This window comes from Motiliproteus sp. (genome assembly GCF_965230735.1).
Classification (GTDB): domain Bacteria; phylum Pseudomonadota; class Gammaproteobacteria; order Pseudomonadales; family Balneatricaceae; genus Motiliproteus.
The window spans coordinates 2,091,177-2,117,661 of record NZ_OZ246016.1 but is presented as its reverse complement, the minus strand read 5'-3'; the positions used below and the strand labels follow the sequence as shown (position 1 = coordinate 2,117,661).

The window sequence follows — 26,485 nt, the reverse complement described above, 5'->3', positions numbered from 1 at the left end:
GCGCCCAAACAAGCGGTCGATCTCGCAACAGCGGTCTGCGATCCATCCGGAAAAAGCCGGGCACTAGGCCCGGCTTGGATTCCTGCCTGGAAGCGGGTTTTCAGAACCGCTTAACGTGCCGCCATCTCGTCCTTGGCCGGCAGTTTGAAGGTCCAAACGGTGCCGCCCTGGTTCAGGTGCTTGACCCGCTTGGCCACTTCGCCGCCCCACAGCGGTACCGCACCACCCCAGCCGGATACGATCGACAGGTACTGCTCGCCGTCCTGTTCCCAGGTGATCGGTGAGCCGACGATGCCCGAGCCGGTGTTGAAGCGGTACTTCATCTCGCCGGTCTTGGCATCGAATGCCATCAGGTAACCTTCCGGGTTGCCGGTGAACACCAGACCGCCGGCGGTTGCCAGTACGCCACCCCAGAGCGGCGCGTTGTTCTGGTAACGCCACATCTCTTTGCCGGTCTTCGGATCGATCGCCCGCAGCACGCCGATATACTCTTCGTTGATCGGCTTGATGGTGAAACCGGCCCCCAGATAGGCGGCGCCTTTCTTATAGGCGGTCGGCTCGTTCCAGATATCCATCTCCCACTCGTTGGAGGGTACATAGAAGTATCCGGTATCTTGCGAGTACGCCATCGGCATCCAGTTCTTACCGCCCAGGAACGAGGGGGCGGCGATCACGGTGTTGCCCTTTTTACCGTCGGCAGACTCGCCCGGGTTGCCGGGACGGTTAGCATCGTCGTAGATCGGACGACCGTTCTCGTCCAGGCCCTTGGCCCAGCTGATCTTATCGACGAACGGAAAACCGCGGATAAAGTCACCGTTGGTCCGGTTCAGGACGTAGAAGAAACCGTTCCGGTCGGCGGTGGCCGCCGCTTTCACGGTCTTGCCGCCATCCTGGTAATCGAACGCGATCAGCTCGTTAACCCCGTCGTAATCCCAGCCGTCGTGGGGTGTGGTCTGGAAGTGCCAGACGATCTTGCCGGTATCGGGGTCGATCGCCAGGCGCGAGGAACTGTAGAGGTTATCACCCGGACGCAGGTGCGAGTTCCAGGGCGCCGGGTTGCCGGTGCCGAAGAACAGCAGGTCGGTATCCGGATCGTAGGTGCCGCCCAGCCAGGTAGCCGCACCGCCGGATTTCCACAGATCGCCCGGCCAGGTTTTACCGGCTTCACCGCCGGTGATGCCGTTCTCTTTACCGTCCAGGTAGCCCATGTGACCTTCCACCGTAGGACGGGTCCAGACCTTCTTGCCGGTCTTGGCGTCGTAGGCTTCGACCTTACCGACGATACCGAACTCACCACCGGACACCCCGGTGATCACCTTACCTTTCACCACCAACGGCGCGGCAGAGATGGAGTAGCCGGCCTTGTAGTCGGCCACTTTCTTCTTCCAGACCGTTTTACCGGTGTCCTTGTTCAATGCGACCAGTTTGGCATCCAGGGTACCGAAGATCACCAGATCGTCGTACAGCGCCACGCCCCGGTTGATCACGTCACAGCAGGGCATGATGTTCTCCGGCAGACGGGCATCGTACTGCCACAACTCGTCGCCGGTATTCACGTCGATGGCGAACACGCGAGAGTAGGAGCCGGTCACATACATGACCCCGTCCTTGACCATCGGCTGCGATTCCTGGCCCCGCTGCTTTTCACCACCGAATGAAAACGCCCACACCGGACGCAGGTCCTGGACCGTGTCGGCATTGACCCGTGCCAGCGGGCTGTAGCGTTGTGCGCGGGGGCCCAAACCGTTGGAGACCACATCCTGCGCGGTTGCCTGGTCCTTGAGAATATCTTGGTCTGTTACCTTGGCCTGCACCGGTCCGGCCAACGCCATCGCCGCAACCAGTGAAGTCAACGCCAAACCTCGGAGGCCGGAAGCTTGATCTTTCATCGCATTCTCCTTTGAGGATCTTCTTATTCGAATAATGTTGATCACCCGCTCCCCCTCTCTCTCTAAAGAAAACCCCAGGCAGAAGATGATGAATGTCATTCTTGATCCAGCCCGTCCAACCAACAATCCAACTTGGGAGGGGAATGCTCTACTCACTTAGTACTACTCCCTGTCTTCGGAAGTAGTAGCCAAGCGCAGTCGCACCCTGATACCGGCTCGGTGACGCCGGCTCTGGTGCAATAATGAGGCTCAATTACTGTGCAGGACCCGGCGGCTATGCTACGGTCGGGGGTTATGGAATTGACGAACAAGTATTAGAAACTGCTTGTTAAATGGTTCCCTCGGGGATGTTGGCCCGTCAGAATAATAAGGAAGAACAATGCCACGCAGTAACCCGCAGGGAGTTCGGGTAGTTTCCGGGCTTCTGTTACTGACACTATGCCTGACTCTGCAGATCGGAACCGCCGACGCTGCGGCTCGTCAGCTGGTAATTCTCAACTGGCCGGATTATCTGGCCCCGGAAGTGGTATCCCGCTTCGAACAGGAGTTCGACGCCGAAGTGGTCGAGGTCCATTTCGACTCCGACGAGCATCGAACCCAAACCCTGTTGAATAGCGCCAAGGGCTTCGACCTGATCCTGGTGTCCAACAGCGACCTGTCCGCCTACGCCCGCCAGGGCTGGATCAGCCGATACGATCCGCAGCAGCTTCCCAATCTCAAGCACCTTGACCCCAAGTGGCAGCAAGCCTTCCCCTCCAGTGTCGATTTCGGCGTCCCCTATTTCTGGGGCAGCGTCGGGATCCTCTATCGTCGTGACCGGGTGGACCAGCCGATCACCCGGTGGCGTCAATTGCTCAAACCCTCTGCCAGCCTCGCCGGCCATATCAACATGATCCACGACGGTCGCGAACTGATCAGCATCGCGTTGAAAAGTCTCGGCCACTCGATCAACAGCAGCAATCCGGACCACCTGGCCGAGGTGGAACAGCTGCTGCTGGAACAGGCGCCGCTGGTAAAAAGCTATCGTTATCTGTCATTGAAACCCGACTCGGAGATTATTCGCGGGGATATCCATGCGGCGGTGGTCTATAACGGCGATGCACTGATGCTGCAGCGCTATAGCGACGACCTGGTCTACACGTTACCGGACGAGGGCAGTTACCTGTGGGTCGATTACTTCAGCATCGGCGCCCAGGCCAGCGACAGCGAACTGGCCCATCAGTTTATCAACTTTATCAACCGGCCCGAGATCGCCGCCGAACAGGCGGAGTTCGTCTATTACGCCTCTCCCAACCGCGAGGCGTTGAAGCTGTTGTCATCCGAGTACCTCAATAACCCGACCATTTTCCCCAGCTCGAAACAGCTTGATAACTCCGAATTCCTGCAACCCGCCAGCGCCGACCTGATGCGTAAACGTAACGCCATCAGCGCCAAAGTCCTGCCCTGAGCGTTGTCGACCTAACATGAAACTGCAATCCAAAATCACCCTGACCGTCATCCCCATGATCATCGTGCCGCTGCTGCTGGTCGGCATCCTGGCCTACCTCGAGCTTTGGCGTCACAACGTCAGCTACTCGCAGGAACAGATCAGCGGTTACGCCAAAGGGCTGGAAACCGAATTCAACAACCGGCTCAAGATCGCCGAGCTGGCCTTAAGCAGTCTGGCCAACGACGACATGCTCCAGGACTACCTGCTGACCGAAGACCTGGACCTTAGATACGGACTGATGCAAAGCCCGGTGCTGCGTCGGCTGATCGGTTTTCAACGAGCCAATCCGTCTTTGTACGAGATCCGCCTGATCCTGCCCGATGGCTTCGAGGAACTGCGGGTGGTCAACCGCGATTTGCCGAACCATACCGAATACGAACAGCAAACCGAGCCCTTTATCGTGGCGATCGATAACCCAGGGCCGCTGAGCCACCATATCACCGTCAACCCGGATAACGGTGAGCTGGCGCTCTATGTGTCCCGCCAGCTCTGGCTGGCCGATATCGCCCATGAAGGCTTCAATGCCAAACCCCGTTTGCGCGCCGTGCTCAGCATCACCCTCAATATCGATGATTTAGCCACCCATCCGTTGCCCAAACCCTGGCAGCAAGGTCGCGCCCTGCTGACCGACAGCAGCGGCAGCGTTCTCGAGGGAAGCGCCCAACAAGCCCATCGACCGGACTGGATGCCGATCAGCCTGAAGCCCGTGAAGCAATCGGACTGGGAAGAGCACACCCTGTTTGGCACCCTGATGGCCCATCACAGCCGTAAGATCGGTCCCAACCTGGTGTTGCAGATTCTGCTCCCCCAGAAGCTGATCAACAGCACCGGGCGCAAGGTCGGCGGAATCGTGCTGCTGATGATGCTGGCCACCCTGGTGGTGGTGATACCGGTGCTACTGGTGTTGCTGCACCGGCAGTTCCTGTCGCCGATCCAGACCCTTAACCTGGCACTGGATAACCTCGGCAACATGGGCAAAAGCAACGATCAGGTTCAACTGCGTAGTCATACCGAGGACGAGATCGGGGAGCTTTACAGCGCGTTCAATCGCATGAGCCAGGAGCTGCATCAATCACAACAGCGGATCCAGAATCTGGCCTATATCGACACCCTCACCGGGCTGCCCAACCGGGCTCTGTTTCAGCGCAACCTGGATCAGGCCGTGGCCCAGAGCGAGCGCGACAAGCACACCCTGGCACTGCTGTTTATCGATCTGGACAACTTCAAGCCGATCAACGACAACATGGGCCATCAGGCCGGCGACAAGCTGCTGCGTATGATCGCCCAGCGGCTGCTGATGAACCTGCGCAGCTCCGACCTGGCCGGTTTGATCGATCACGACCACCCCGACTCCAATTTCTCCCGCCTCGGCGGGGACGAATTCACCGTGCTGCTGCCCCGGCTGGACGCCGCCCATCAGGCCGGTATCGTGGCCGAGCGAATTATCAGTGCGGTGACCCAACCGTTCGAACTCGACGACCAGACCATCTATATCGGCGCCAGTATCGGCATCGCGCTCTGGCCCGAAGATGCCCGCTCAACCGAGCAACTGATCAGCCATGCCGACCAGGCGATGTATGAGGCCAAAAACCGCGGCAAGAACTGCTACAAGTACTTTTCCCACAATATCGGTCAGCGCAGCCGAGAGATGGCCACCATTGAACAGCGGCTGCACTGCGCAACCGAAAACAAGGCTTTCGAGCTGCACTATCAACCCATCCTGGAAACGACCAGCGGACGAATCCGCTCGTTCGAGGCGCTGATTCGCTGGAACGATGAACAACTGGGCCCGATTCCGCCGGATAAATTTATTCCGCTGGCCGAGCAGAACGGCTTGATCGTCGAGATCGGCCAACAGGTCCTGAACCAGGCTTGCGAACAGCTTTGCCAACTGCACCAGCAGGGCTTCGGATCGGTGAAGATGGGTATCAATCTGTCGACCCGCCAACTGACCCGGCCGCAGTTCGCCTCGGAGGTGATCAACACGCTGGAACGGTACCGGCTCAAGCCCTCCGATATCTATATGGAGTTGACCGAAACTTCGGTGATGAAGGGTCAGAAACAGACCGTGCGCAACCTCAGCAAGCTGTCGAGGCTGGGAATCCAGATCGCGATGGACGACTTCGGAACCGGCTACTCGTCGCTAAGCTACCTGAAACGACTACCGATCGATCTGCTCAAAATCGACCGCTCTTTTATCAAACAGCTGGAAGATGAGAGCAACCCGGCGATCCTGTCGGCGATCATCACCATGGCCCACGCCATGGGGTTGGAAGTGGTCGCCGAGGGGGTCGAGCTGGAATCACAGATGCGCTTTCTGATCGATCACAACTGCGATCTGGTGCAGGGCTATCTCTACAGCCCTCCGCGCCCGGCCAGCGAGATCGCCGCGCTGCTGCATGCGCAACCGATAGCGCTGCAGCAGGCCAGCGCCTGATCCACTACGGCAGCCGGTAACGATCGGGACGGGAATACTCAACCCCGTAACGTGCGAACAGCGCCTGCATCTTACCGCTGCTCACCAGCTGGTCGACCACGTCTTCGATCCGGTAAGCCAACTGCCGATAGGAGTCTTTGACCGCCATTCCCACGTCCCAATGTCTTTTGGTCAGATTGGGGAACGGAATATCCGCCGTCTTGATCCGCTCGGCCCCGTCTAAGCCAGTTACGCCCCACTGCAGCTGCGAGCGCATTCCCATCACCGCAGGGATAGTCCCCTGCTCTAGCGCCTCCAGAGCCAGCCCCGTGCTGCTGAAGTGCTGGACGTTATTACGCAACCGGCCACGGAACGCGCTGCTCAAGTAGAAGTCGGGCAGCGAATCGATCTCCACCCCGACCCGCTCATACTGAAACACAGCCAGGTTCTCGAACGGCTCCATCCGTTGACTGTCGTACACCAACCCCCAGTGTTCGCGCTGATAGGGGCCGAAAAAGTGCACCAGATCGTTAATCACCCGACCGTCCGGGTCGACCTTGTAGGCGAACTCGCGATCGTAGGGCACCCGCAGCATCACGTCCGCCACCTCACGCCGGAGCATCGGCTCATCTTCGATCCGGGCCAGGTAGTGGCCTTTCCAGACATGGTTGCGCAGATCATCGTCCAGGTTCTCGTCGGCGATCATCCAGTGCAGATCCAGTTGCAGCCCCAATCCGGTAGCGATCTCCCGGGCCAGGTCCACGTCCAACCCCACGGCTTTGCCATCCACCTCGTAGGCGTAGGGGGGAAAGTCGCGGTAAACCGCCACGCTGATGCGACCGGCGGCGACAATATCCTCATAGCTGCGTGCCTGGGCCGAATTGATCAGTGCCAGTTGCAGCCCAAGCAACAACGCCATAGAAAGCAGCAAACCCGGCATAAGCCGGGTTGCAATCGAGTCAGGTGCTGAATCTAGCGTTAAGGTCAGCTTATTCTTCATACAGTGTCTCCAACCAGGCTCGGATCGACCAGAGCGCTTCCTGGCTCAGGAATTCCGCCATCTTGGGCATGTAGGGCACCCCGTTTCGAACCGCCCCATTGATAACCCGGTAAGCAAACCACTCGTCACCGTCCATCCCCGGTTCCAGCTCACGTAGGTCCGGTGCGATGCCTCCTGAGATGCCGTCCAGGCCGTGACAACGGGCACAATTCTGGGCGTAGGCCGACTTGCCGATCTCAATCGCCAGCTCGTTGCCGCGATAGGGATTCTCCTCCAGCCATTCCTCACCGAGTTGCTCCAACCCGGATACGTCGACATTTTGTGGAGTTACATCACCGTGAGCCATTACCTGACCACTGATCAGCAGAGCGGCCGCACCGGCCAAGACAGTCTTTTTCATCTCACTCACCCAAAATCTTGTTATTGAACACTGATCCCATTGTCTGACAGCGTCCCCTGCTCCCCCAGACTCCTTTGGTGCTCGCCGGCTCATCCCATAGGGCTCCTTCGTTGGTAGTAAGCCCTTTCATCAAAGCCAACCAGCTCATCGAGTTCACTTAACCTCGAAGGTGCCTTCCATGCCTTTGTTTTCCAGGCCTTCGGCATAGAAGCGGTAGCTGCCGGGCTTGATCGGCACAAAATAGATTTCGGCCTCACCCTCATCCTCGAATTCCAGCTGGGTCAACATCGACGCCTTGATCTCCATCCCGCCGGCTTCCACCTTGCGCAGGTAGATCGCGGCGAAGAATTCCGGCGCTTCGACCGCATACTCCTTCAGCCCGGAAGAGACGATGTTGAGCTTGTAGGCCTTGCCGGTTTCCAGCTGGTAGGTTTTCTGCGACATGGCGTAGTCGGACTGCTCGGAGCCGAGCACCAGATCGGGTAGCCCAATCGGCTTGCGGGTCAGATCGCCCTTGGCTTGTGCCTCAACGGCGCCAAGGGTTAGGCCCGCAGCCAGGGTGGTAATGGCCAGGGTTTTAGACGTATTCGCAAAGACGTGGCGTAGTGGAGGTAGTGATGGGATAGAAGCGGAACGGAGCATGATCAAGCCCTCTTATTAGCCGTGATGGACGTACGCCGAAAGGCATACAAGGTTGTTTCACTATCCATGCTAGGGCCGGGCTCAATCGCCAGAAATAGTACTAGAGAAGTAATTTATCGGTACTTTTTACATATTCCTCGTGGCCAGCCTGGGCGCAACAATAACGGTAAGCCTGCCCACAACGACAACAACACGGGGTGCTTTATGAACAGCTATACCGCTCATCATCGGACGGTCACCCACCGTTTTCGCGGCTCCGCCCCTGCCGCCCTGCGCTTTGCTCTGTTCTGGCTAAGCCTGCTGTTGATGGTTGGCTTGAGCAGCCAGGCCTTCAGCGCCGATCTGCAGATTCGCATCGGCTACCTTGAATTAATCAAGGAGCGGCCGCCGCTGCTGTCGAACGTGTTGCCCGAACCCGAAGACAGCGGCCTGCAGGGCGCCCTGCTGGGGATGAAAGACAACAACGCCGGCGGCCGATTCCTGGGGCAGAAGTTCGAACTGCTCGAAACCCGTAGCCAGCAGCTGGGCGAGCTGATCGAGCAGGCCCGCCGTTGGCAGAACGAAGGAGTTGAGCTGTTACTACTGAACATGGACGCCGAGGCTTTGCTGGATCTGGCGGGGCAGTTCAGCCCCGATCAGGTACTGCTGTTCAATGTCGGCAGCGCCGATAACGCGCTTCGCCGCGGACAGTGCCTCCCCAACCTGCTCCATACGTTGCCCAGCCGGGCCATGCTCACCGACGCCCTGGCCCAGTGGATGAAGGCCAAACGGCTTACCGACTGGATGTTGATCGAAGGGGCCCGACCTGGCGATAAGGCCTATGCCGATTCCCTGCGTCGTTCCGCCAAGCGCTTCGGCGCCAAGATCGTTGAGAAGAAGCAGTGGAGTTTCGATACCGACCTGCGCCGCAGCGCCCAGCGTGAAGTGCCGTTGTTTACCCAGAGTGAAGACTACGACGCCGTGCTGGTGGCGGACGAGCTGGGCGACTTCGGCGAGTTCCTGCTCTACAACACCTGGCTGCCGCGACCGGTGGCCGGCACCCAAGGGCTCAGACCGGTGGCCTGGCACCGGGTAGTTGAGCAATGGGGCGCCGCGCAGCTGCAAAAGCGCTTCGACAAGCAGGCAGGTCGTTGGATGAACAGCCACGACTACGCCGCCTGGGCCGCCATCCGCAGTATCGGCGAAGCAGTCGCCAACAGCGGCAAGATCGATCCGATCAGTATCCGGCGTCAATTGCTCAGCGAGCAGTTCCAGCTTGCCGGTTTCAAGGGCCGCAAGCTCAGCTATCGCAGCTGGAACGGCCAGCTGCGCCAACCGATCGCACTGGTCCACCCCCGCGCGCTGGTATCCCAGTCCCCGCAAGAGGGCTTCCTGCACCCGGTAACCGAGCTCGATACCCTCGGCTACGACCGCCGCGAGAGCCAGTGCCCAGACCTGCTGGCCGCCGCCGATCATTAACCCCGTTTAACCACTCAACGCTTCCTGAACGAGGTACGCCATGAAAAAAATAACCACCCGCACCCTGGCACCGTTGCTGTTGAGCGCCTGCCTGGCCCAGATCGGCAGTGCCCAGGCCTCGATCGCCTATGTCTCCAACGAGAAGGATGACAGCCTGTCGTTGATCGATCTGGACTCACTGGAAGTGATCGAAACTATCGACGTGGGCCAACGTCCGCGCGGCATCACCTTCAGCAAGGACTTTTCCAAACTCTATATCTGCGCCAGCGATGACGACACCGTGCAGATCATGGACACCGCCACCCACCAGATCATCGGCGAACTGCCGTCGGGAGAAGATCCGGAGCAGTTTTCGCTGCACCCGGACAACCGCCGCCTGTATATCTCTAACGAGGATGACGCCCTGGTGACCGTGGTCGACGCCCAGGACGCCACCGTACTGGCCCAGATCGATGTCGGAGTCGAGCCGGAAGGAATGGCAGTCAGTCCCCGTGGCGATCTGGCGATCAACACCTCCGAAACCACCAGCATGCTGCACTGGATCGACACCGAAACCCACGAGTTGATTCACAACACCCGGGTCGAGCAGCGTCCGCGCCACGTCGAATTCAACCAGGACGGTAGCCGCTTCTGGGCCAGTTCCGAAATCGGCGGCACCGTGGCGGTGATCGACGTCGACAGCAAAGAGATCATCAAGACCCTGCGTTTCGAGATCAAAGGGGTACACCCGGACAAGGTCCAGCCGGTCGGCGTCAAACTGACCAATGACGGAAAGTACGCCTTTGTCGCCCTCGGCCCGGCCAATCACGTGGCGGTGGTCGACGCCCAGAGCTTTGAGGTGCTGGATTACCTGCTGGTCGGACGCCGGGTATGGCATATGGAGTTCGACCCCAAGCAGCAACTGTTGCTGACCACCAACGGCATCAGCGGCGATGTGTCGGTGATCGATGTGGATGAGCTGAAGGTCACCAAATCGATCAAGGTCGGTCGCTACCCCTGGGGCGTCGCGGTCAAGCCATGAACGCCTTCGATCCGCTGTCGACCTCCGCTGCTGCCCCACTACTACGGGTTGAAGGGCTGAGCTTTCGCTACGGTAGCAACGCCCCCGGTGAGGCCCTCAAGCAAGTGGACTTCTCTCTGCTGGCGGGCCGTTTCCATGCCCTGCTCGGCCCCAACGGGGCCGGTAAGAGCACCCTGTTCGGCCTGATCAGCCGCCTGCTACGGATTCAGCAGGGCGATATCCGGCTCAACGGGCACAGTCTCAAACTGGCTCCTGCGCGGGTACTGCAGGGGATCGGAATGGTGTTCCAGCAAAGCACCCTGGACCTGGACCTGTCGGTGGAGGAAAACCTGCACTACCACGCCAGCCTGCACGGTCTGGGCGGTAAGCACCGTCTTGAGCGGATCGAAACCGAGCTGTCGCGGATCGAGTTGCTCGATCGACGCCGGGATAAGGTTCGCCGGCTTAACGGTGGCCATCGACGTCGAGTGGAGATCGCCCGCGCCCTGCTGCATCAGCCGCAACTGCTGCTGCTGGATGAAGCCAGCGTCGGTCTGGACAGCCACACCCGTGCCCAGATCAACCGTCATATCCGTAGGCTCTGTCGGAACCAGGGGGTCGGGGTGCTCTGGGCCACCCACCTGATCGAAGAGATCCAACCCGAGGACCCGGTCACGCTACTGCACCGGGGCCGGGTCATCGCCGATGCCGACGCCAACCGGATCTGCCGTGATACCGGCAGCCAGACGCTGCTGCAAGCGTTCGAAACCCTGACCCGTGAATCGTCGCAGGACCAGGGGTTGGTACGTCCGGAGGCACTGACCTCATGATCCCGGCCGAACAAACCACGCCAGCCAGCCTGAACCGCCTGCCCGTCAGCGCTTATCTGCGGGCTTTCCGAGGCATTCTCTACCGCGAGCTGTTGCGGTTTGTGCACCAGCGATCACGGTTTTTCAGCGCCCTGATCCGCCCTCTGGTGTGGCTGGCGGTTTTTGCGGCCGGGTTCCGCGCCGCGCTGGGGATTTCGATCATCGATCCCTACGATACCTATATCACCTACGAGGTCTATATCGCCCCGGGGCTGGTGGCGATGGTGTTGCTGTTCAACGCGATGCAGAGTTCGTTGTCGATGGTCTACGACCGCGAAATGGGCGGAATGCGGGTGTTGTTGATGAGCCCGCTGCCGCGCAGCTACCTGCTGCTGTGCAAGCTGATGGCCAGCGCGCTGGTTTCGGTGCCCCAGGTCTATGCCTTCCTGGCCGTGGCTTGGTGGTTCGGGGTCGAGCCGCCGACGATGGGCTACCTGTGGCTGCTACCGGCGATTCTGAGCAGCGCGCTGCTGTTGGGGGCACTCGGACTTTTCATCTCCAGCTTTATCAAGCAGCTGGAGAACTTCGCCGGGGTGATGAACTTCGTCATCTTCCCGATGTTCTTTATCTCTTCGGCCCTGTATCCGCTCTGGAAGATGCAGGAGGCCAGCGAACTTCTTTATGCGCTGTGCCGCTATAACCCGTTCACCTATTGCGTCGAATTGATCCGCTTCGCGCTCTACAACCGCGCCAATCCCGAAGCCGCGCTGGTGGTCGGCGGCTGCCTGCTGCTGTTTGTCGGCCTGGCGGTGATCGCCTTCAACCCGCAACGGGGGTTGATGCGGGCCAAGCGCGGCTGATCCGGACCGATCAATCCTGAGGCTGGTGGAGAAAGTGGATAAACTCCTCCAGATCCTCCGGCATCGCCGGATAGTTTCTGAGCGACTCGGGCGGTTGGTCCCAGTGCGCTTTAGCGTCCAGCCATAACTGCGCCACAATCCGGGTATCGCCCCTGTCAGATTCTTCCAGCAGACCCACCGGAATCCACATGTAACGATCGCCCAACGGATTCGGCACCGGCGAGCCGCAATTCGAGCAGAAATGGGCATTGAAGCCGCTCGCTTTGGTCCAGGTATTGATCGCCTCCTGTCCCTGCTTCCAGCTGAATGCCTCCAACTCGACGATGGTGGCCGCATTGGAGCCGGCGCCCCCCTGCCGGCGGCACAACGTACAGTGGCACTGATACATCGCCGGCAGTTGGCCGTGGATGATGAAACGCACCGCCCCGCAATTACACCGTCCTTCCATGTTTACCTCGCTCATTCCCTGTGGGTTGCTGGTCTGATGCACCTCTCATATTAAGGCTATTTGCTGGGCGTAGACGAAAATTACCCGATTTTCGATACCCGTAACAACAGGCTCAACGGAGGGTCAGCCGTGAGAATGCAGTCCGAACTGGTTACCCTCGGTATCCCGCGCCAACGCGATAAAACCGTATTCACCGATCGGCATTTTATCGCACAGAAGTGTGCCTCCGGCCAAGGCTACCCTTGAAGCTTCCTCGGCACAGTTCTGGCAGGAAAAGTACACCACCGTGCTGTTGTTGCCCGCTTGGCAGTCGTCCATTTTAACCAGAGCGCCGGTGGCGCCGTAGGCTTCCATATCCGAACCAAATGCCCACATCTCCATCGGCGTTTCGGTGGGGTTTTCGAGCTTTTCCAACTGGACGTTGAACACCGCCTGATAAAAATCGCGTGCCCGCTCCATATCATCAACATAGATTTCAAACCAACCGACAGGATTGCCCATGATCATTCTCCTCGCTTAAATGAGTCAGGCCTCCGGTCACGGGGGTTTCGATGCATCCTTGGACGCGGGGTTCGGGCTGGTAAGTAGCTGGCGCAGCACTGACAGCTCGCGCCATCGCTTGGGAACCTGCAAACCGGAGACGAAATAGCATCATCCCATCAAAGCGCAGGCCGACCGGCCCGGATGAATACTGCCAATGCCAGAGCCTATTTATAGATCAGATTGGCGTTGCCGGACCGTTTGCCGTTGCGCTTAAAGGCAGGAATCAGCAAGCCGGGTGCTTAATCCCAGTGGGCTTCCTGTTCCTTGCGGACAAAGTTGACCATAGCGCCATCGGCCACCAACTGACGAATTCGCCAGGGCCGCCCCTGCGGATCCAGCTCCACCAGACCGATGCCATTGGCATTCAATAGCCGTCGGCCCGACGGTGTTCCCTTGGGTTTGCGCGGGGTTATGGTCATCCGGCGACGACGGGTAAACCAGTTCAGCGGTGACTTGGGCGAGTAGAGCCAGCGATTCAGGTGATCGAACAGGGCCAACAGCTTGTCGGGGAAATTGTTGCGCAGGCCACTGCTGCAGATCTGCCAGATATGCGGCCCCTCCCGTCGCCCACGCAGATGAACGTCGTACACAAACGAATAATGAACATCACCGGACAGCACCACGAAATGCTGCGGAGTTTTGGGGTGGCGGAACACGTTGAGGATGCCGTGGGCGGTTCCCGGGTGGCCCATCCAGTTCTCGGCATCGACCAGCAGCGGTTGGCCGAAGAAGGTGAAGATCCGCTGGATCACCTCGATCAACTTAACCCCGAAAATCGGTGCCGGCGAGACCAACAGCACCGCTTCATGACCGCGTAGCCGTCGTTGCAGATCGGTCAACGCCTCCCAGTCGATCAAGCCCGAGGGCTTATGCGGGCGCGATTCCGAGCGCCAGCGGCGGGTACGGGTATCGAGTACGATCAGCGGCGGCTGGGTCTGCCAATCGTAATCCCAGTCCTCGAATCGCAGCAGCTTTTCGATCAGCGCCTCGTGCTCCTCACCACCGGGTCGCTCCAACGCCACCTGCAACGCCTCCAGCAACCCCTGCTCAAACGCGTCGGGCCGGTTTCCCCAGCCCTGGTTGAGCAGGTAGGCCAGCAGGCCGTTGCCGATCATCCGGCGCGACAGCGGATGACCGTAGGCGGCCTCCTCCCACTCCCGGTTGAGGTTCCAATCGTCGGTGATGTCATGATCGTCGAACTGCATCGCCACCGGCAGGTGGGCCAACAGCCGACGTACCGCTCCCAAGCCAGCCACAAACTGCTCGATCGCCTGCTGCTCGGCACGATAACGCAGCTGTTCCGCATCGGAGAGGTCCCTCGGCATCCGGGGGCGGACCAACCGCCAGGGTTCCGGCGACCAGGCCAGCAGGTAGATCAGCAAAAACTCCGCCAGCGTGATCAGATGATTATGGGCGCTGTCGCTGGTAAACACCGGCTTGCGGGCGCCGCGAAACAGCTGCTCCAACAGCGCCTGTCCCCTCTCGGTCTGGGGCAGCAGTCGTTCGCGTCGGTAGTAACTGTCGCTGTGCCGGTAGAGCCCTTGGCAACTGTCGATGGTCGGCAACCCCAACCCCTGCAACGACTCCGGCGGCAGCGCCAGGCGCTCACTCAGCTGATGAAGTGCCCGCAGCATCGGCCCGGCCACATCGTCGGCGTAGACCTGATCGCCGGAGAGCATCAGCAACGACGGCCACTGGGGAAGCGCGTCCGACTCGTGTTCGCCGCCCTCCGTTTCAGGGCCGGCGAGACAACGCTGCAACAGCCGGTCGGCCTCGACCAGCCCGTCGGCGCCGGGATGATGGGGCTTGCGGCAGGACCCATGTAGCACCGCCCCGACCCGCGACGGAAGCGAAAACCCCGGCAGCGACCGACCCGGATAGCAGATATCCGGTGCCAGTTCGGTCAGCGGCAGCCACTCGGCAGCCGGGCCCGATGGGCTGAAGCGCAACGACAAGCGGTAATCGATCCAGCAATCCTGCGGCAGCGGCTGCTCCAGCGGCAGGTCCACCAGCAGATAATGCAACGATGCCGATGCCTTGAGACGGTTCATTCCCGACGACGGGTCGCCCAGTCGATGCTGTTGAGCAGGATGCCCCTGGGGCAGCAACTCCAACTGGAGTTCGGCCGGCTCGCTGGTCACCAGCCAAAGACAGAGTCGCTCGGGCGTCAAACGCCTTAGAATCGGACCCGCCAGCAGTTTAGGCAGTGGCGCGGCATCGGCCATTTGTGCCGATGGGGTTTCGGGAGTCGCTCCCATAAACGTAACCTGTACAAAACGATCGAATTTCAGCGTTAGAATGGACTGAGCGTGAGAGGTTCAGTTAATTCAGCAACTTAACCCGTGTATTCATCGACAGCAAACCCAAGCCGTATCTTGGTCCAACGAACATGAACGAAAACTTTATCGCCGAAGCCCTTGCCAGCTTAAGCCAAGCCGACGCCGATGTCGCTCGAGCCTTGGAGCAGGTCGGTCATCCACCGCCACGAATCCGACCCGCGGGATTCGAAACCCTGCTGCACACCATCGTCAGCCAACAGATTTCGGTCGAAGCCGCCCGGGCGATCATGGGTCGATTGCAGACCCTGATCGATCCGCTGACGCCGCAGCAATTGCTGAGATTTGATGGTGAGTCATTGCGCCAGGCCGGCTTGTCGGCGCGAAAGGTCGAGTACGCCCAGGGCCTGGCTGCGGCGATCTGCAACCACGACCTCGATATCGAATCTTTGGGATCGATGGACGATGAAAGTGCGATCGCCGCGATCACCCAACTGCGCGGTTTCGGTCGCTGGAGTGCCGAAATCTACCTGATGTTCTCGCTGCAACGGGCCGATATTTTTCCGGCCGATGACCTGGCGCTGCGGATCGCCCTCGGTCGGCTGAAAGGGTTCGAAAAGCCAACCCCGAAGCAATGTCGCGAACTGACCTCGCACTGGTCTCCCTGGCGCAGCGCCGGCTCGCTGCTGCTGTGGCACTACTACCGCGGCGCTCCGACCTGAAATCGACGCGGTTTATCCAACCAGCAACAGCGCCAGATAAGGGGCCAGGTTAAACACCAGGATCGCCAGTTTGTAGTTAGCCAGATAGCGGAAGTATTGCGCTTCCAACTGCGACTCGGAAAGCTGGAACAGGCGCGCATGGAAACCGCGAATCCAGCGTTTAAGCCACAGAATCCCTACCGTTGCGAGGGTAAACAAAGCCAGATTGATGATCAGCATCCAACCGAATAAAGCGGTCAGTTCCGTTAGTGTCAGCATCGAACTCTCCAGATCCATGTTTGCGGGGCCAGCATTTACAGGGCCACTATCTATAGTCTGGCAGCTCTATATTGCGGCGTAGTCGTATATCCCCATTTTTTACAACGATATGCCTGACGGCTTTTCCGCTATACTGCGGCCTTTCGATTTATCAAAGCGCTGCGTGAACCGACCATGCTGATTCTGATCTCCCCCGCGAAAACCCTCGACTTCGACACGGCCCCGACCACCGCCAGCTATACCCAGCCCACATTACTGGAGCATGCACAGGTCCTGGTCGATCAACTTCGGACCCTGGCTCCGCAGGATATCGGTGCGTTGATGAAGCTCAGCGACAAGCTGGCCAGCCTCAACGCGGCCCGCTACGAAAGCTGGTCGCAACCGTTCAACACCGACAATGCCAAACAGGCGTTGCTGGCGTTCAAGGGCGATGTCTATACCGGACTGGATGCCCAAACCCTGACCGAAGAGGATCTGCAGTTCGCCCAGCAGCACCTGCGCATGCTGTCCGGACTTTACGGCCTGTTGAAACCGCTGGATCTGATGCAGCCCTACCGCCTCGAGATGGGTACCAAGCTTGCCAATGCGCGTGGTGCCAACCTCTACCAGTTCTGGGGCGATATCATTACCGATGCCGTTAATGAGGCCCTGGCCGATCAGGGCGACGAGTTGCTGATCAACCTGGCTTCCAACGAGTACTTTAAGTCGGTGCAGCCCAAGCGACTGAAGGGCCGCATCATCACCCCGGTGTTCAAGGACTGCAAAAACGGCCAGTACAAGGTGATCAGTTTCTACGCCAAGAAAGCGCGGGGATTGATGAGCCGCTACATCATCGAAAACCGCCTGACCGAGCAGGAGCAGCTGAAAGCCTTCGACTCTCAGGGCTATTACTTCTGCGCCAGCGAGTCCGACGGCGATGAACTGGTGTTCAAGCGCGAAGAACAGAGCTGATTCGCGCCCTTAGGTCTGCCGGTGGTTAGCGGGATTCAGCGCCGGTGCGGCTGGCCAGCAGAATGCCGCCGAGCACCAGGGTCAGCCCGAGCAGGTGATACCCTTCGGGCTGTTCGTCCAGAAACAGGATCGACAGCCCCATGCCGAAGATCGGCATCAGGTTGATATAGAGCCCGGCACGGGCCGCACCAAGCCTGGCGACGCCGTAATTCCAGAAAAAGTAAGCCAATACCGACGGAAACAGCGCCACATAGCCCAGGGTCGCCAGGTTGCCGGGAACCAACTCGAAACCGCGTCCCTGCACCAATAACTCCCACAGATAGAACGGCAAGATCACCAGGGCACCGATCGCCACCGTCGAACCCAACAGCGCCAATGCGCTGATGGTTTCCGGCCGCCAGCGTAGCGCCACGGTGTAAGTGGCCCAACTCAGCATCGCCGCCAAAATCCACAGATCGCCCCGATTGAACTGCAGTGCCGCCAGCTGCTCGAGCCGCCCCTGCAGCACGATACAAGCTACCCCGCTTAACGACAGCAGCAGGCCGACCAACTGCAGCGGCCGGATTCTGATGCCCAGCAACAGCACCGACAAGGCCACCACGGTCGCCGGCAGCACCGATTGCAGCAAGGTGGCATTGGTGGCGGTGGTACTTTGCAAACCGATATAGACAAAGGAGTTGAAGTTGGCGACCCCGAGTACCGCCAGCAATAACAACAACCGCCAATGCCGTCGCAATTGCACTTGCTCGGCACGCATCTTCGGCCAGACCCAGGGCAACAGGATCAGCAGCGCCAACATCCAGCGCCAGAACGACAGTGACAACGGCGGCATCGATTGATGCATCAGCCGGGCCACGACGAAGTTGCCGGACCAGAACAGCGTGGTCAGCACCAGCAACAGCTGCGGCAGATAACGTTCCATCAAGAGGGGTCAGTTCCGGTATCAGCCGCCTGGTTACGCTCGGCACGCCATTGCCGGAACCTGCGCGCAACCCAGCCCCCCTGGAGCGGTTTGCCCAGCACATGGTCGAGCACGTTGCCGTTGGCCAGGATCCAGCCCATCTGCCGGTAGGCACGGCTGTCACCGCAGAACAGCACCCGATCGCCAGGCTGCAACGGCGTCTGCGACTCCGGTAACAGCAGGTACTCGTTTTCACGCTTGAGCATCAACGGCATCACCGTCAGCAAGCGGCCCCGGCCATGGGGATCGCGGGAGATATCCCGCAGACTGATCGAATTGCCCTGCTGCAGATCGTCCAACACCGCCGGCGCATCTTCGGCGTCGATATCAAAGTCCCAGCTGTCGAGTTCGTTCTGACCGACCAGTGCGTTCATCTCATTCAACAATTTACGGCACCAACGCTCATCCTGGGCGGTCAGTTGCTCGACAAATTCCGGCAAGAGCGGCGTTTTGATCAGCGCCAGGATGTGGTTGGCGATAATTCGGGCCGGCTCCATCACCAGATCGGTTCGGGCCGCGCCGAACACCGACGCATTACTGTTGCTGTTCTGGCGCGCCACCGTCATCAGTTTCGGGTTCAGTTCCAAGGCGGTCATGATAATGGACAGATTGTTGGCATCGTTGCCGGTACCGGCCACCAATCCCACCGCCCCTTCGATGCCGGCCTGCTTCAGGGTCACCGCTTCGGTACCCAGGCCTTGGACAAAGTCCAGCTCCAGCCCGTCCGGCTTCGGGTTGTCGTCAACCATTGTCAGCGAGACCGGCTTACCCTCAAAGCTGCGCTCCAACGCGCGGCCTAATCGACCGTAGCCGCAGATCACCCAGCGTCCCTGGGTTTTCTGATAGGCGCTCTTTCGGGAACGGTGTTCGGGGTTGGTCAGCCAGTCGTAGATCAGGTGCTTGTACGGCGAATGGATCGCCATCCCAAGGTAGTTGGCATAGGTGACGAACGGATCGATGATCCGGTCGGTACCGAACGAGGCCAGGTTGTTGGTGGTAGTCTCGGCTTCGCTACGGCAGATCACCGGCAGGGTGTTTTCCTTGCCCAACAACTTGGTCGCGATCGCGATCGCCAGGTTGACCGAGTCATAGTTGGTCAGCGCCAGCACCCCCAGGCAATGCTGGCTTTGCAGGCCCGCGTCGCGCAGCACCTCCGGATCGGACGCATCGGCGCATAGGCCCGGCACGCTCAACGGCAGCGGGTCCGATTCCAGCTCGTCGATCCGATCCCGGTCGATATCCACCACCACCACCGCAATGCCCCGACGGATCAGTTGGCTGACCACCAGCCGACCGGTAATCCCGTAGCCGCAGACCAGGTAGAAAGGTTCGTGCAAACGTCCTACCCGGCGTACAAAGCTGAACCGGCGCAACAGGCGGATAAACGCCTGGTCCTGAAACAGTCCCAGCACCTTACCGATGCCATACAGCCAAGCCACCACGGTGGCGTAGATACAGACCAGCGTCCACATCCGCTGGGCATCGGTAAAGGCGTAGGGAACCTCGCCGAAGCCGATGGTGGAGCCCATAAAACTGACGAAGTAAAAGGCGTGGAAGAAACTCATCTGCCAGGGACGCCCCTGATCATCCACACCGGGAATCAGCACCAGGCCGAGAATACTGACCGCGTAGACCACGATCAGCGTGATCAGCGGCTTGCGCAGCCGCCGAAACACGGTAAAGAAGATATGGTTCATGGCAACCCGCGGCGACTCGGCTCAGCGTCGCAACATGATGGTTTCGACCATCAACAGAATCACCGAGGTCAGGTTGGCCAGCAACGCCCCGGCCGACAACGAGACCACACTGGACATCACCGACGGGGTCATACCGACACCGCTGACATGCTCGGCGTAACCCCAGGTGAACGCCGCCACCACCAGTTGCAGGTCCGCCACCAGACTGGTGGCCAGCAGCACCGCACCGATATGGGTGCGGTCACCGAATTTCATCACCGTGGCAATCAGGCTCACCACCAGTGCGGCAAAGAACTCGAACACATTATGATGGTCCGGATTATCGATCTCACCGATAAAGAAGCCGAAGTTGAGTGTCAGCGCCAGTACGATAAAAAACGCAAAGAGGACCTTTTCCCGATTCATAACCCTTTGAACCCTCAGATCGCCACCCCACCGGCCCGTCTCGGGGCCGACGACATGGATGTTAACAAGCTCGGTGCTGGCTATCGCTTCCGGCCGCAACAGACCGAACGATGGTCGCGATAGCATCCGTTCCTGAGCTTACCGTTGTTACAAAGACTAAGCCATTGATAAAACAGCGAAACAGAATTTCCCGCTGAATTCTCACCGGAACAGGCCGATTTGTCCGCCAATTGGAGCCCACAAAAGCTGGGCAGTCCGAGGCTTGATCAGTATCATGCGCTCTTCCGAACGACTTGAGACCCTCTTTCCATGTCCCATTCCCGCGACAAGCAATACGCCCAGATCGCCCGTGCCTGCCTGCAGGTATTGAACAACGTCAATCCCGCCGCCGATCGCAGCGCCCAGATCCAGGAGCTGTACGACGCCATCGACGCGGCCATGGGAGATATCTACAAGCACCAGCAACAGGCGCTGGATCAGTGCTACAGCACCCTGCAGACCATCGCGTCGATGGATCCGCAGCAGCATAACCTGGAGCAGGCGATCGAACTGGCTGCGCAACAACTGCCCGCCAGACACTGAAGCGACGATCAACAAGCCGAGAAAAAACGGGAACCCGGAGGCTTTCCTCTGTCTAAGCTGTCATTAGTCTTGCATCAGGGGCGGCATCAGATAGCTGTTCGCCCCGCCGAACAACAACCGGAATCCGTTTTATGTCTGCTTCCCGCTTCATGCGCCCTCTGTTGCTACCGATTCTGCTGCTGATGTTGCTGCTATCGCGCACCCTGCCCGCCGCGCAGATCATCCAAAGCCCCAACGATCCACGCACCTACCAGGCGTTCAGTCTCGACAACGGACTCAACGTACTGGTGATCTCCGATCCCAAGGCCGATAAGGCGGCAGCCAGCCTGGAAGTGGGTGTCGGCAGCGGCGATGATCCGCGCCACAGCCAGGGGCTGGCTCACTTCCTGGAGCATATGCTGTTTTTGGGAACCGACCGCTACCCGGAGGCGGGCGACTACCAGGCCTACATCAGCCGTCATGGCGGCAACCACAACGCCTTCACCGCCCACGATCGCACCAACTATTTCTTCGACATCGAACAGAGCAAGCTGGAACCGGCACTGGATCGCTTCTCACGCTTCTTCGTCGCGCCGCTGTTCAGTCCGGAGTACGTCGACCGGGAGCGCAATGCGGTCCATTCCGAGTACCAGTCCAAGCTCAAGGAAGATTCGCGCCGTGGCTATGCCGCCCTCAAGCAGGTCATCAACCCGGAGCATCCGCTGGCAACTTTCGCCGTCGGTAGCCTGGAAACCCTACGGGATAACGACCAGGGCAAGCTGACCGAGCATCTGAAGGCGTTCTACCAGCAGCACTACAACGCCGGCAACATGGCCCTGGTGGTCTATGGTCGCGAACCGGTTGCCCAGCTTCGGGCCATGGTAGAGCAGCGTTTTAGCGGAATTCCAAGCGACCGCCAACAGCAACGGCCGGCACCGGTTCCGCTGTTCAAACCCGGCGCGCTACCGGCCCAGCTTCAGATCAAGAGTCTGAAAGAGCTGCGCCAGCTCAGCCTCAGCTTCCCGGTCCCGCCGGCCAAAGACTACTATGATCGCAAGCCGCTCCATTACCTCAGTGGTCTGCTGGGACACGAAGGCGACGAAAGCCTGCTGGCCGAGCTGAAACGTCGCGGCTGGGCCAACAGCCTCAGCGCCGGCCCCGGGTTCAATTACAGCGATAACGCGACCCTCGATATCAATATCGGCCTGACCCCGGAGGGCCAACGCCGCTACGAGGAGATCGCCGGCTTAGTATTCGCCCAGGTCGAGCGGATTCGACAACAGGGGATCAGCGACTGGCGTTATCGGGAGCAGCAGCAACTCAGCGAGATCGGTTTCCGCTTCCGCGAGCCGTCACGCCCGATGTCCGAAGCGCTTCGGCTGGCCAACAAACTGCGTGAACTGCCCACCCGCGAACTGTTGCACGGTGATTACCTGTGGGCCGAGTTTGACCCGGTGCTGCTGCGGGCCTACCTCAACTACCTGCGCCCCGACAACCTGCTGTTGACCCTGACCGCACCGGATCTGGAAACCGACCGGACCGAGCCCTATTTCGGCACCGAGTACAGCTTTGGGCCGCTGCCTGCGTCACTGGTGGAGCGTTTACAACAGAGCCGACCGGTGGAGTCGATGGGGCTACCCGAACCGAACCCTTATATTCCCCAGCAGTTGGCGACGCTGCCGGGGGTAAATCAGCCGAAACCGGAACTATTGATGGAGCAACCCGGTGTCCGCCTGTGGCACCAGCAGGACAGCACGTTCCGGGTTCCCAAAGCCAATTTCTATTTCAGCTTCCGCTCGCCGGTGGCCAATGACAGCCCTCGCCACCATGTTATGACCGCGCTGCTGATCAAGCTGCTCAATGACCGGCTCAATCCCGAGCTCTATCCGGCCTACGAGGCGGGACTCGGAGTGGAAATCTATCCCCATGTCCGTGGCTTCAGCACCCGTATCAGCGGTTACGGTGACCGCCAGCAGGTACTGCTGGCGATGCTGCTGGAGCAGTTGGTCTCGCTGCGGATCGATCCGCAACGATTGGCGATCCAACAGCAGAACCTGCGTCGAGACCTGGAAAACCGGTTAAAACAGAACCCGGTTAACCAAGCTTTCGATGCACTCTATCTGCGGGTGATGGAGCCGCGCTGGTCGACCCGACAGCAACTGGAACAGATCGATGCCATCGATGCTCAACAGCTGCAGGTCTTTAAGCAGCAGCTGCTGTCACGGGGCGAAATCGTCGCCCTGGCGCACGGCAATATCGCCCCCGATCAAGCAGTGGCCATGACCCGGCTGCTGCAACAGCACCTGCTGAGCGGCCTTGATCCGGAGCCGGTTCCCCAGCCCCAGGCGCGTTTGCTGGCCGCCGGTGACGAGCTGCAGGAGCTGGCGGTCGATCACAATGATTCCGCACTGCTGCTGTACCTGCAGGGGGATGAGAAGTCGGTCCCGTTGCGAGCCCGATTCGGACTGCTGGCCCGGATTCTCCGTGCACCGTTTTATACCGAAGTTCGCACCGAGAAGCAGCGCGGTTATGTGGTTTACACCAGCCCGGTACCGATCCAGCAACACCCGGGCCTGGCGTTTGTGATCCAGTCACCGCAACAATCGCCCGACACGCTGCTGGCTGATATCGACAGTTTCCTGCCTCGGGCACGGGCGTTGATCGAAAACCTGGATCCACAACAACTGGAGAGCTTCAAGCAGGGGCTGATCAACGAGATTCTGAAGCAGGAGCAGACGCTCAAACAGCGTAGCAACCGCTACTGGCGCGAGATTGATCAGGAAAAGTACGGTTTTGACGGTCGTGAACAGCTGGCCGAAGCGATCGAGGCGGTCAGCCGTGATCAGCTACTGCAGACCTTTGACCAGTTGGGTACCCGTCGGCTGATCCTGCAATCCACCGGCGGCGGTCAGCTTCCGACGGCCGGGTAAGCCGACTGCAACATCAGGACTCGCGATCGATCTGCCCGGTTATCAGGGCTGTTCGATCGCTCTCACCCCCGGCTTACTGAAGAAGCGGCGGCTCTGAAAGCGGCGCAACGCGTCACGACGGGCGGCCTCCGGTGATACCTCCACGGCGCTGATCTGCAGGAAGATTTTGTCCTCACCGGTCGGAATCGCATCGACAACCCGCTCGCCGACGGTCACGTGGGTGTAGACCGGTTCCGAGTGGCTCGCCACCACGACCACCTCCGGCAGCGCCAGCGCGGGGTCGGCTGCCGGTGCAATCTCAACCATCGGCTCGTCATCGAAGCTGTGCTCGGCCATCTCCTTGTAGACCTCGCGACCATTACGGTAGGTCATGCTGAAATTATCCGGAACCACCTCCACCATCGGCGGTTCCGGATAGGGATCGGCTTTGATTTCGAGATAGTTCAGACCAATTTCGGTGGGCGGCAGCTGTGGCGCAACCGGCAGCATCGGCGACACCTCTTCGGCAGCGGCCATCTGGCTCAGCCCCAGGCTCGACAGCAAGGGGATCAATGCCAGAGTCGTTGTAACCCGGGTACGCGGACCAGGTTTGGATCGAGTCATTCTCATCGGCTTATCTTTGCCTTTCTGTCCCGACGCTGCCATGACTTGCGGCAATCAAACCGGATAGATCGATTCGGCATAGGCCGCCAACTCCTGCAGGATATGCATTTTCTCCGGCGCCAGCTGCGGATCGCTGCCCAGCTCATTGAGTCGTTGATAGAACTGCTCAAACCCCAGGGTCTTGGGTAAGGGTTGCATCAACCGCTGTTGGCAGAATTCGCTCCAACGCTGCTGCTCGTCACCGCTGAGCGTATCCGGATAGTTCCGGGCTCGATAGCGAAACAGCATCTCCTCCAGCCGCCCATCCTGAAACATCGGTTCCAGCTCGCCAAGCAGTTCGGGGGCCGCCATGCGGATCTGGGTCATCGCCGTCTTGTCGCTGTCGCCGAAGAAGCCGCCGCTGTAGAGCATCTGATCCGGATCCGACAGCGGCTCCAGCGACGACTGCTCAAAGACCTGCTGGACTTTGGCCACCAGCCCATCACTGCCGCGAAGCATACCCAGGTGGGTACGGCAACGCTCGCCGGAGATCGACAGGCGCTCCGCCTCTTCGGCGTTGATCATGTTGGCCGGTGCCAGCATCGGTGACTTGTTCAGGTGGACCAGTTTCAGCGGAATCCGCTCCTCCCCTTCGGCCAGCTCCGAACTCGGGGTATAGAGGCGCTCGGCAATCTGGGCTGCCGTCAGCTCCAGCATCGGTGTCGGATCAACGTTCAGGTCGTAGACGATGACCGCATTTTTGTTAACCGGGTGCATCGCCAGCGGCGCCACCAGGGCGGTATTGAAACGCTCGGCCGGAATTTTCGACGAGACATGCAGAACCGGTTTCATTCGGGCCACATCGAGCATCTGTGCCGCCACCCGCTTATCCCGAAGTTTCAACGCATAGGCGAACAGCTTCGGCTGGGCCTGCTTGACCAGGCGGGCGATGGCGATCGTGGCATGGACATCCGACAGCGCATCATGGGCCGCCTCATGGGCCAGGCCGTTAGCGGCCGTCAGATCTTCCAACCGCAGGCTCGGCCGACCATCTTCGTACTCGGGCCAATTGATACCGTCCGGACGCAACGCCCGCGCCAGGCGCAACATATCGATAACATCCCAGCGCGAGTTGCCGTTTTGCCACTCTCGCGCATAGGGATCAAAAAAATTCCGGTACAGGGTATAGCGGGTCACCTCATCATCGAATCGAAGGCTGTTGTAACCCACTCCACAGGTGCCGGGCAGCGCCAGCTCCTGATGAATCTGTTCGATAAACTGGGCTTCGGGCATCCCCTCCCGTAGCGCCTGCTGCGGAGTAATACCGGTGATCAGACAGGCTTCGGGGTGGGGCAGATAGTCATCAGCCGGTTTGCAGAAGATCATCAGCGGCTCGCCGACGATATTCAACTCGGCATCGGTCCGGATGCCGGCGAACTGCACCGGTCGATCCACCATCGGATTGGCACCGAAGGTTTCATAATCGTGCCAGTAAAAACTAAAATTGGATCCGCTCATTCACCCCTAATCCCATGACGGCCCCTGCAGGCCGGGAATAAAATATCCGAACAGCCAGGCCAGGCTGCTCTGTGTGTAAAAATCCGGCCCATTGTCCCCTGTCTCAACACGATGGTCGAGCGGGGAAAGCAACAGTCACAACGCTAAAGAGGTTATCGGCCGAGATGGCTAAAGTTGAACTACCCAAACAGCCCTCCCCCCAGCAAAACTGCCCCTGTGGTTCGGGTCAGGCCTATGGGCTCTGTTGTGGCCCGGCCATTGACGGGAGCCGTCCCGCCGCGACCGCCGAGGCCTTGATGCGCTCAAGATTCAGTGCCTTTGCTACCGCCCAACCCGGGTATCTGTTCCACAGTGCTCATCCGGACTTTCGCAATGGTCTGAGTCCCGATCAACCGCTCGATGCACAGACCTGCTGGCTACAGCTCCAGATCCTGGATACCGAAGCGGGCAAGGAAACCGATCGGGTCGGTAGGGTCCACTTTATCGCCACCTACGTTGACGAGAACGGTTATGGTCGATTGCAGGAAAACTCACGCTTTGAGCAGATCGAGGGTCGCTGGTACTACCTCGATGGAGATCTCAGCATCAAGGGTTTCAAGCCGGAACGTAACGCGCCCTGCCCCTGCGGCTCCGGCAACAAGTTCAAACGCTGCTGCGGTCGGGGATAGGA

The 26,485-nt window shown here is 59.6% G+C and carries 24 protein-coding genes; 11 read left to right on the top strand and 13 right to left on the bottom strand.

Annotation, left to right across the window (positions count from 1 at the left end; genetic code table 11):
* Positions 1 to 110 precede the first annotated feature (110 nt).
* On the bottom strand, positions 111 to 1,889 hold the full coding sequence (locus ACO05M_RS09870) for a PQQ-dependent methanol/ethanol family dehydrogenase (RefSeq protein WP_421861974.1): 1,779 nt from the start codon (positions 1,887 to 1,889) through the stop codon (positions 111 to 113).
* A 379-nt stretch (positions 1,890 to 2,268) separates the two neighbouring features.
* On the opposite strand from ACO05M_RS09870, the gene ACO05M_RS09865 reads away from it, so the two are divergent.
* Together ACO05M_RS09865 and ACO05M_RS09860 are read left to right on the top strand one after the other, a co-directional pair.
* Entirely contained in the window at positions 2,269 to 3,336 is a 1,068-nt protein-coding gene (locus tag ACO05M_RS09865; RefSeq protein WP_421861972.1) for a polyamine ABC transporter substrate-binding protein, read from the top strand.
* A 16-nt stretch (positions 3,337 to 3,352) separates the two neighbouring features.
* Complete coding sequence (locus tag ACO05M_RS09860; protein WP_421861970.1) at positions 3,353 to 5,815, top strand: EAL domain-containing protein; 2,463 nt, start codon at positions 3,353 to 3,355, stop codon at positions 5,813 to 5,815.
* Positions 5,816 to 5,819: 4 nt separating this feature from the next.
* On the opposite strand, the gene ACO05M_RS09855 is transcribed toward ACO05M_RS09860, so the two are convergent.
* The 3 genes from ACO05M_RS09855 to ACO05M_RS09845 form a co-directional block, all read right to left on the bottom strand.
* On the bottom strand, positions 5,820 to 6,794 hold the full coding sequence (locus ACO05M_RS09855) for a substrate-binding periplasmic protein (RefSeq protein ID WP_421861968.1): 975 nt from the start codon (positions 6,792 to 6,794) through the stop codon (positions 5,820 to 5,822).
* Positions 6,784 to 7,194 (bottom strand): cytochrome c-550 PedF, encoded by a 411-nt coding sequence (pedF, locus tag ACO05M_RS09850; RefSeq protein ID WP_421861966.1) that lies wholly within the window; start codon positions 7,192 to 7,194, stop codon positions 6,784 to 6,786. The genes ACO05M_RS09855 and pedF overlap by 11 nt, the downstream gene beginning before the upstream one ends.
* A 153-nt stretch (positions 7,195 to 7,347) precedes the next feature.
* Positions 7,348 to 7,836, bottom strand: a complete 489-nt coding sequence (locus ACO05M_RS09845) for a copper-binding protein (RefSeq protein ID WP_421861964.1) — start codon at positions 7,834 to 7,836, stop codon at positions 7,348 to 7,350.
* A 204-nt stretch (positions 7,837 to 8,040) separates the two neighbouring features.
* Here ACO05M_RS09845 and ACO05M_RS09840 point away from each other — a divergent pair, with 204 nt between their 5' ends.
* Genes ACO05M_RS09840 through ACO05M_RS09825 form a run of 4 tightly spaced genes read left to right on the top strand, consistent with a single transcriptional unit; the run spans position 8,041 to position 11,963 of the window.
* The gene (locus ACO05M_RS09840; RefSeq protein WP_421861962.1) at positions 8,041 to 9,294 is read left to right on the top strand and encodes an ABC transporter substrate-binding protein; all 1,254 of its coding nucleotides are present in this window, start codon (positions 8,041 to 8,043) and stop codon (positions 9,292 to 9,294) included.
* 40 nt (positions 9,295 to 9,334) lie between these two features.
* Complete coding sequence (locus ACO05M_RS09835) at positions 9,335 to 10,315, top strand: YVTN family beta-propeller repeat protein (protein WP_421861960.1); 981 nt, start codon at positions 9,335 to 9,337, stop codon at positions 10,313 to 10,315.
* Positions 10,312 to 11,124 carry an ATP-binding cassette domain-containing protein gene (locus ACO05M_RS09830; RefSeq protein ID WP_421861958.1) on the top strand — a complete coding sequence of 271 codons (813 nt, stop codon included), beginning with the start codon at positions 10,312 to 10,314 and terminating at the stop codon, positions 11,122 to 11,124. Before ACO05M_RS09835 ends, ACO05M_RS09830 begins: the two co-directional genes overlap by 4 nt.
* Positions 11,121 to 11,963 (top strand): ABC transporter permease, encoded by an 843-nt coding sequence (locus ACO05M_RS09825; protein WP_421861956.1) that lies wholly within the window; start codon positions 11,121 to 11,123, stop codon positions 11,961 to 11,963. Before ACO05M_RS09830 ends, ACO05M_RS09825 begins: the two co-directional genes overlap by 4 nt.
* 10 nt (positions 11,964 to 11,973) lie before the next feature.
* Here the strand turns inward: ACO05M_RS09825 and ACO05M_RS09820 are convergent, their stop codons facing one another.
* From ACO05M_RS09820 to ACO05M_RS09810, 3 genes are all read right to left on the bottom strand, one after another.
* Positions 11,974 to 12,411 (bottom strand): GFA family protein, encoded by a 438-nt coding sequence (locus ACO05M_RS09820; RefSeq protein ID WP_421861955.1) that lies wholly within the window; start codon positions 12,409 to 12,411, stop codon positions 11,974 to 11,976.
* 123 nt (positions 12,412 to 12,534) lie between these two features.
* Positions 12,535 to 12,912 (bottom strand): VOC family protein, encoded by a 378-nt coding sequence (locus ACO05M_RS09815; protein WP_421861953.1) that lies wholly within the window; start codon positions 12,910 to 12,912, stop codon positions 12,535 to 12,537.
* Between the two features lie 281 nt (positions 12,913 to 13,193).
* Positions 13,194 to 15,212, bottom strand: coding sequence for an alkaline phosphatase D family protein (locus ACO05M_RS09810; RefSeq protein WP_421861951.1), 2,019 nt, complete (start codon positions 15,210 to 15,212; stop codon positions 13,194 to 13,196).
* 131 nt (positions 15,213 to 15,343) lie between these two features.
* Here ACO05M_RS09810 and ACO05M_RS09805 point away from each other — a divergent pair, with 131 nt between their 5' ends.
* Complete coding sequence (locus ACO05M_RS09805; protein ID WP_421861949.1) at positions 15,344 to 15,952, top strand: DNA-3-methyladenine glycosylase family protein; 609 nt, start codon at positions 15,344 to 15,346, stop codon at positions 15,950 to 15,952.
* Between the two features lie 12 nt (positions 15,953 to 15,964).
* Here ACO05M_RS09805 and ACO05M_RS09800 read toward each other — a convergent pair whose 3' ends face one another.
* Positions 15,965 to 16,210 carry a DUF6868 family protein gene (locus tag ACO05M_RS09800; RefSeq protein ID WP_421861947.1) on the bottom strand — a complete coding sequence of 82 codons (246 nt, stop codon included), beginning with the start codon at positions 16,208 to 16,210 and terminating at the stop codon, positions 15,965 to 15,967.
* Positions 16,211 to 16,384: 174 nt separating this feature from the next.
* Between ACO05M_RS09800 and yaaA the strand changes: the two genes are divergently transcribed.
* On the top strand, positions 16,385 to 17,161 hold the full coding sequence (gene yaaA, locus ACO05M_RS09795) for a peroxide stress protein YaaA (protein ID WP_421861945.1): 777 nt from the start codon (positions 16,385 to 16,387) through the stop codon (positions 17,159 to 17,161).
* A gap of 25 nt (positions 17,162 to 17,186) precedes the next feature.
* Here yaaA and ACO05M_RS09790 read toward each other — a convergent pair whose 3' ends face one another.
* The 3 genes from ACO05M_RS09790 to ACO05M_RS09780 are packed head-to-tail and all read right to left on the bottom strand — an operon-like array spanning position 17,187 to position 20,224.
* Positions 17,187 to 18,083: a DMT family transporter gene (locus ACO05M_RS09790; protein ID WP_421861943.1), complete on the bottom strand. Its 897-nt coding sequence runs from the start codon at positions 18,081 to 18,083 to the stop codon at positions 17,187 to 17,189.
* Entirely contained in the window at positions 18,083 to 19,819 is a 1,737-nt protein-coding gene (locus tag ACO05M_RS09785) for a potassium channel family protein (RefSeq protein WP_421861941.1), read from the bottom strand. The genes ACO05M_RS09790 and ACO05M_RS09785 overlap by 1 nt, the downstream gene beginning before the upstream one ends.
* A 21-nt stretch (positions 19,820 to 19,840) precedes the next feature.
* Positions 19,841 to 20,224 (bottom strand): DUF6394 family protein, encoded by a 384-nt coding sequence (locus ACO05M_RS09780; RefSeq protein WP_421861939.1) that lies wholly within the window; start codon positions 20,222 to 20,224, stop codon positions 19,841 to 19,843.
* 309 nt (positions 20,225 to 20,533) lie between these two features.
* On the opposite strand from ACO05M_RS09780, the gene ACO05M_RS09775 reads away from it, so the two are divergent.
* Together ACO05M_RS09775 and ACO05M_RS09770 are read left to right on the top strand one after the other, a co-directional pair.
* Positions 20,534 to 20,806: a hypothetical protein gene (locus ACO05M_RS09775; protein WP_421861937.1), complete on the top strand. Its 273-nt coding sequence runs from the start codon at positions 20,534 to 20,536 to the stop codon at positions 20,804 to 20,806.
* Positions 20,807 to 20,937: 131 nt separating this feature from the next.
* Positions 20,938 to 23,715, top strand: a complete 2,778-nt coding sequence (locus ACO05M_RS09770) for an insulinase family protein (protein WP_421861935.1) — start codon at positions 20,938 to 20,940, stop codon at positions 23,713 to 23,715.
* A gap of 42 nt (positions 23,716 to 23,757) precedes the next feature.
* Here the strand turns inward: ACO05M_RS09770 and ACO05M_RS09765 are convergent, their stop codons facing one another.
* Both ACO05M_RS09765 and sbcB read right to left on the bottom strand, forming a co-directional pair.
* The gene (locus ACO05M_RS09765) at positions 23,758 to 24,318 is read right to left on the bottom strand and encodes a hypothetical protein (RefSeq protein WP_421861933.1); all 561 of its coding nucleotides are present in this window, start codon (positions 24,316 to 24,318) and stop codon (positions 23,758 to 23,760) included.
* Positions 24,319 to 24,372: 54 nt separating this feature from the next.
* The gene (gene sbcB, locus ACO05M_RS09760; protein WP_421861931.1) at positions 24,373 to 25,815 is read right to left on the bottom strand and encodes an exodeoxyribonuclease I; all 1,443 of its coding nucleotides are present in this window, start codon (positions 25,813 to 25,815) and stop codon (positions 24,373 to 24,375) included.
* A gap of 164 nt (positions 25,816 to 25,979) precedes the next feature.
* On the opposite strand from sbcB, the gene ACO05M_RS09755 reads away from it, so the two are divergent.
* Positions 25,980 to 26,483: a YchJ family protein gene (locus tag ACO05M_RS09755; RefSeq protein ID WP_421861929.1), complete on the top strand. Its 504-nt coding sequence runs from the start codon at positions 25,980 to 25,982 to the stop codon at positions 26,481 to 26,483.
* Positions 26,484 to 26,485 lie beyond the last annotated feature (2 nt).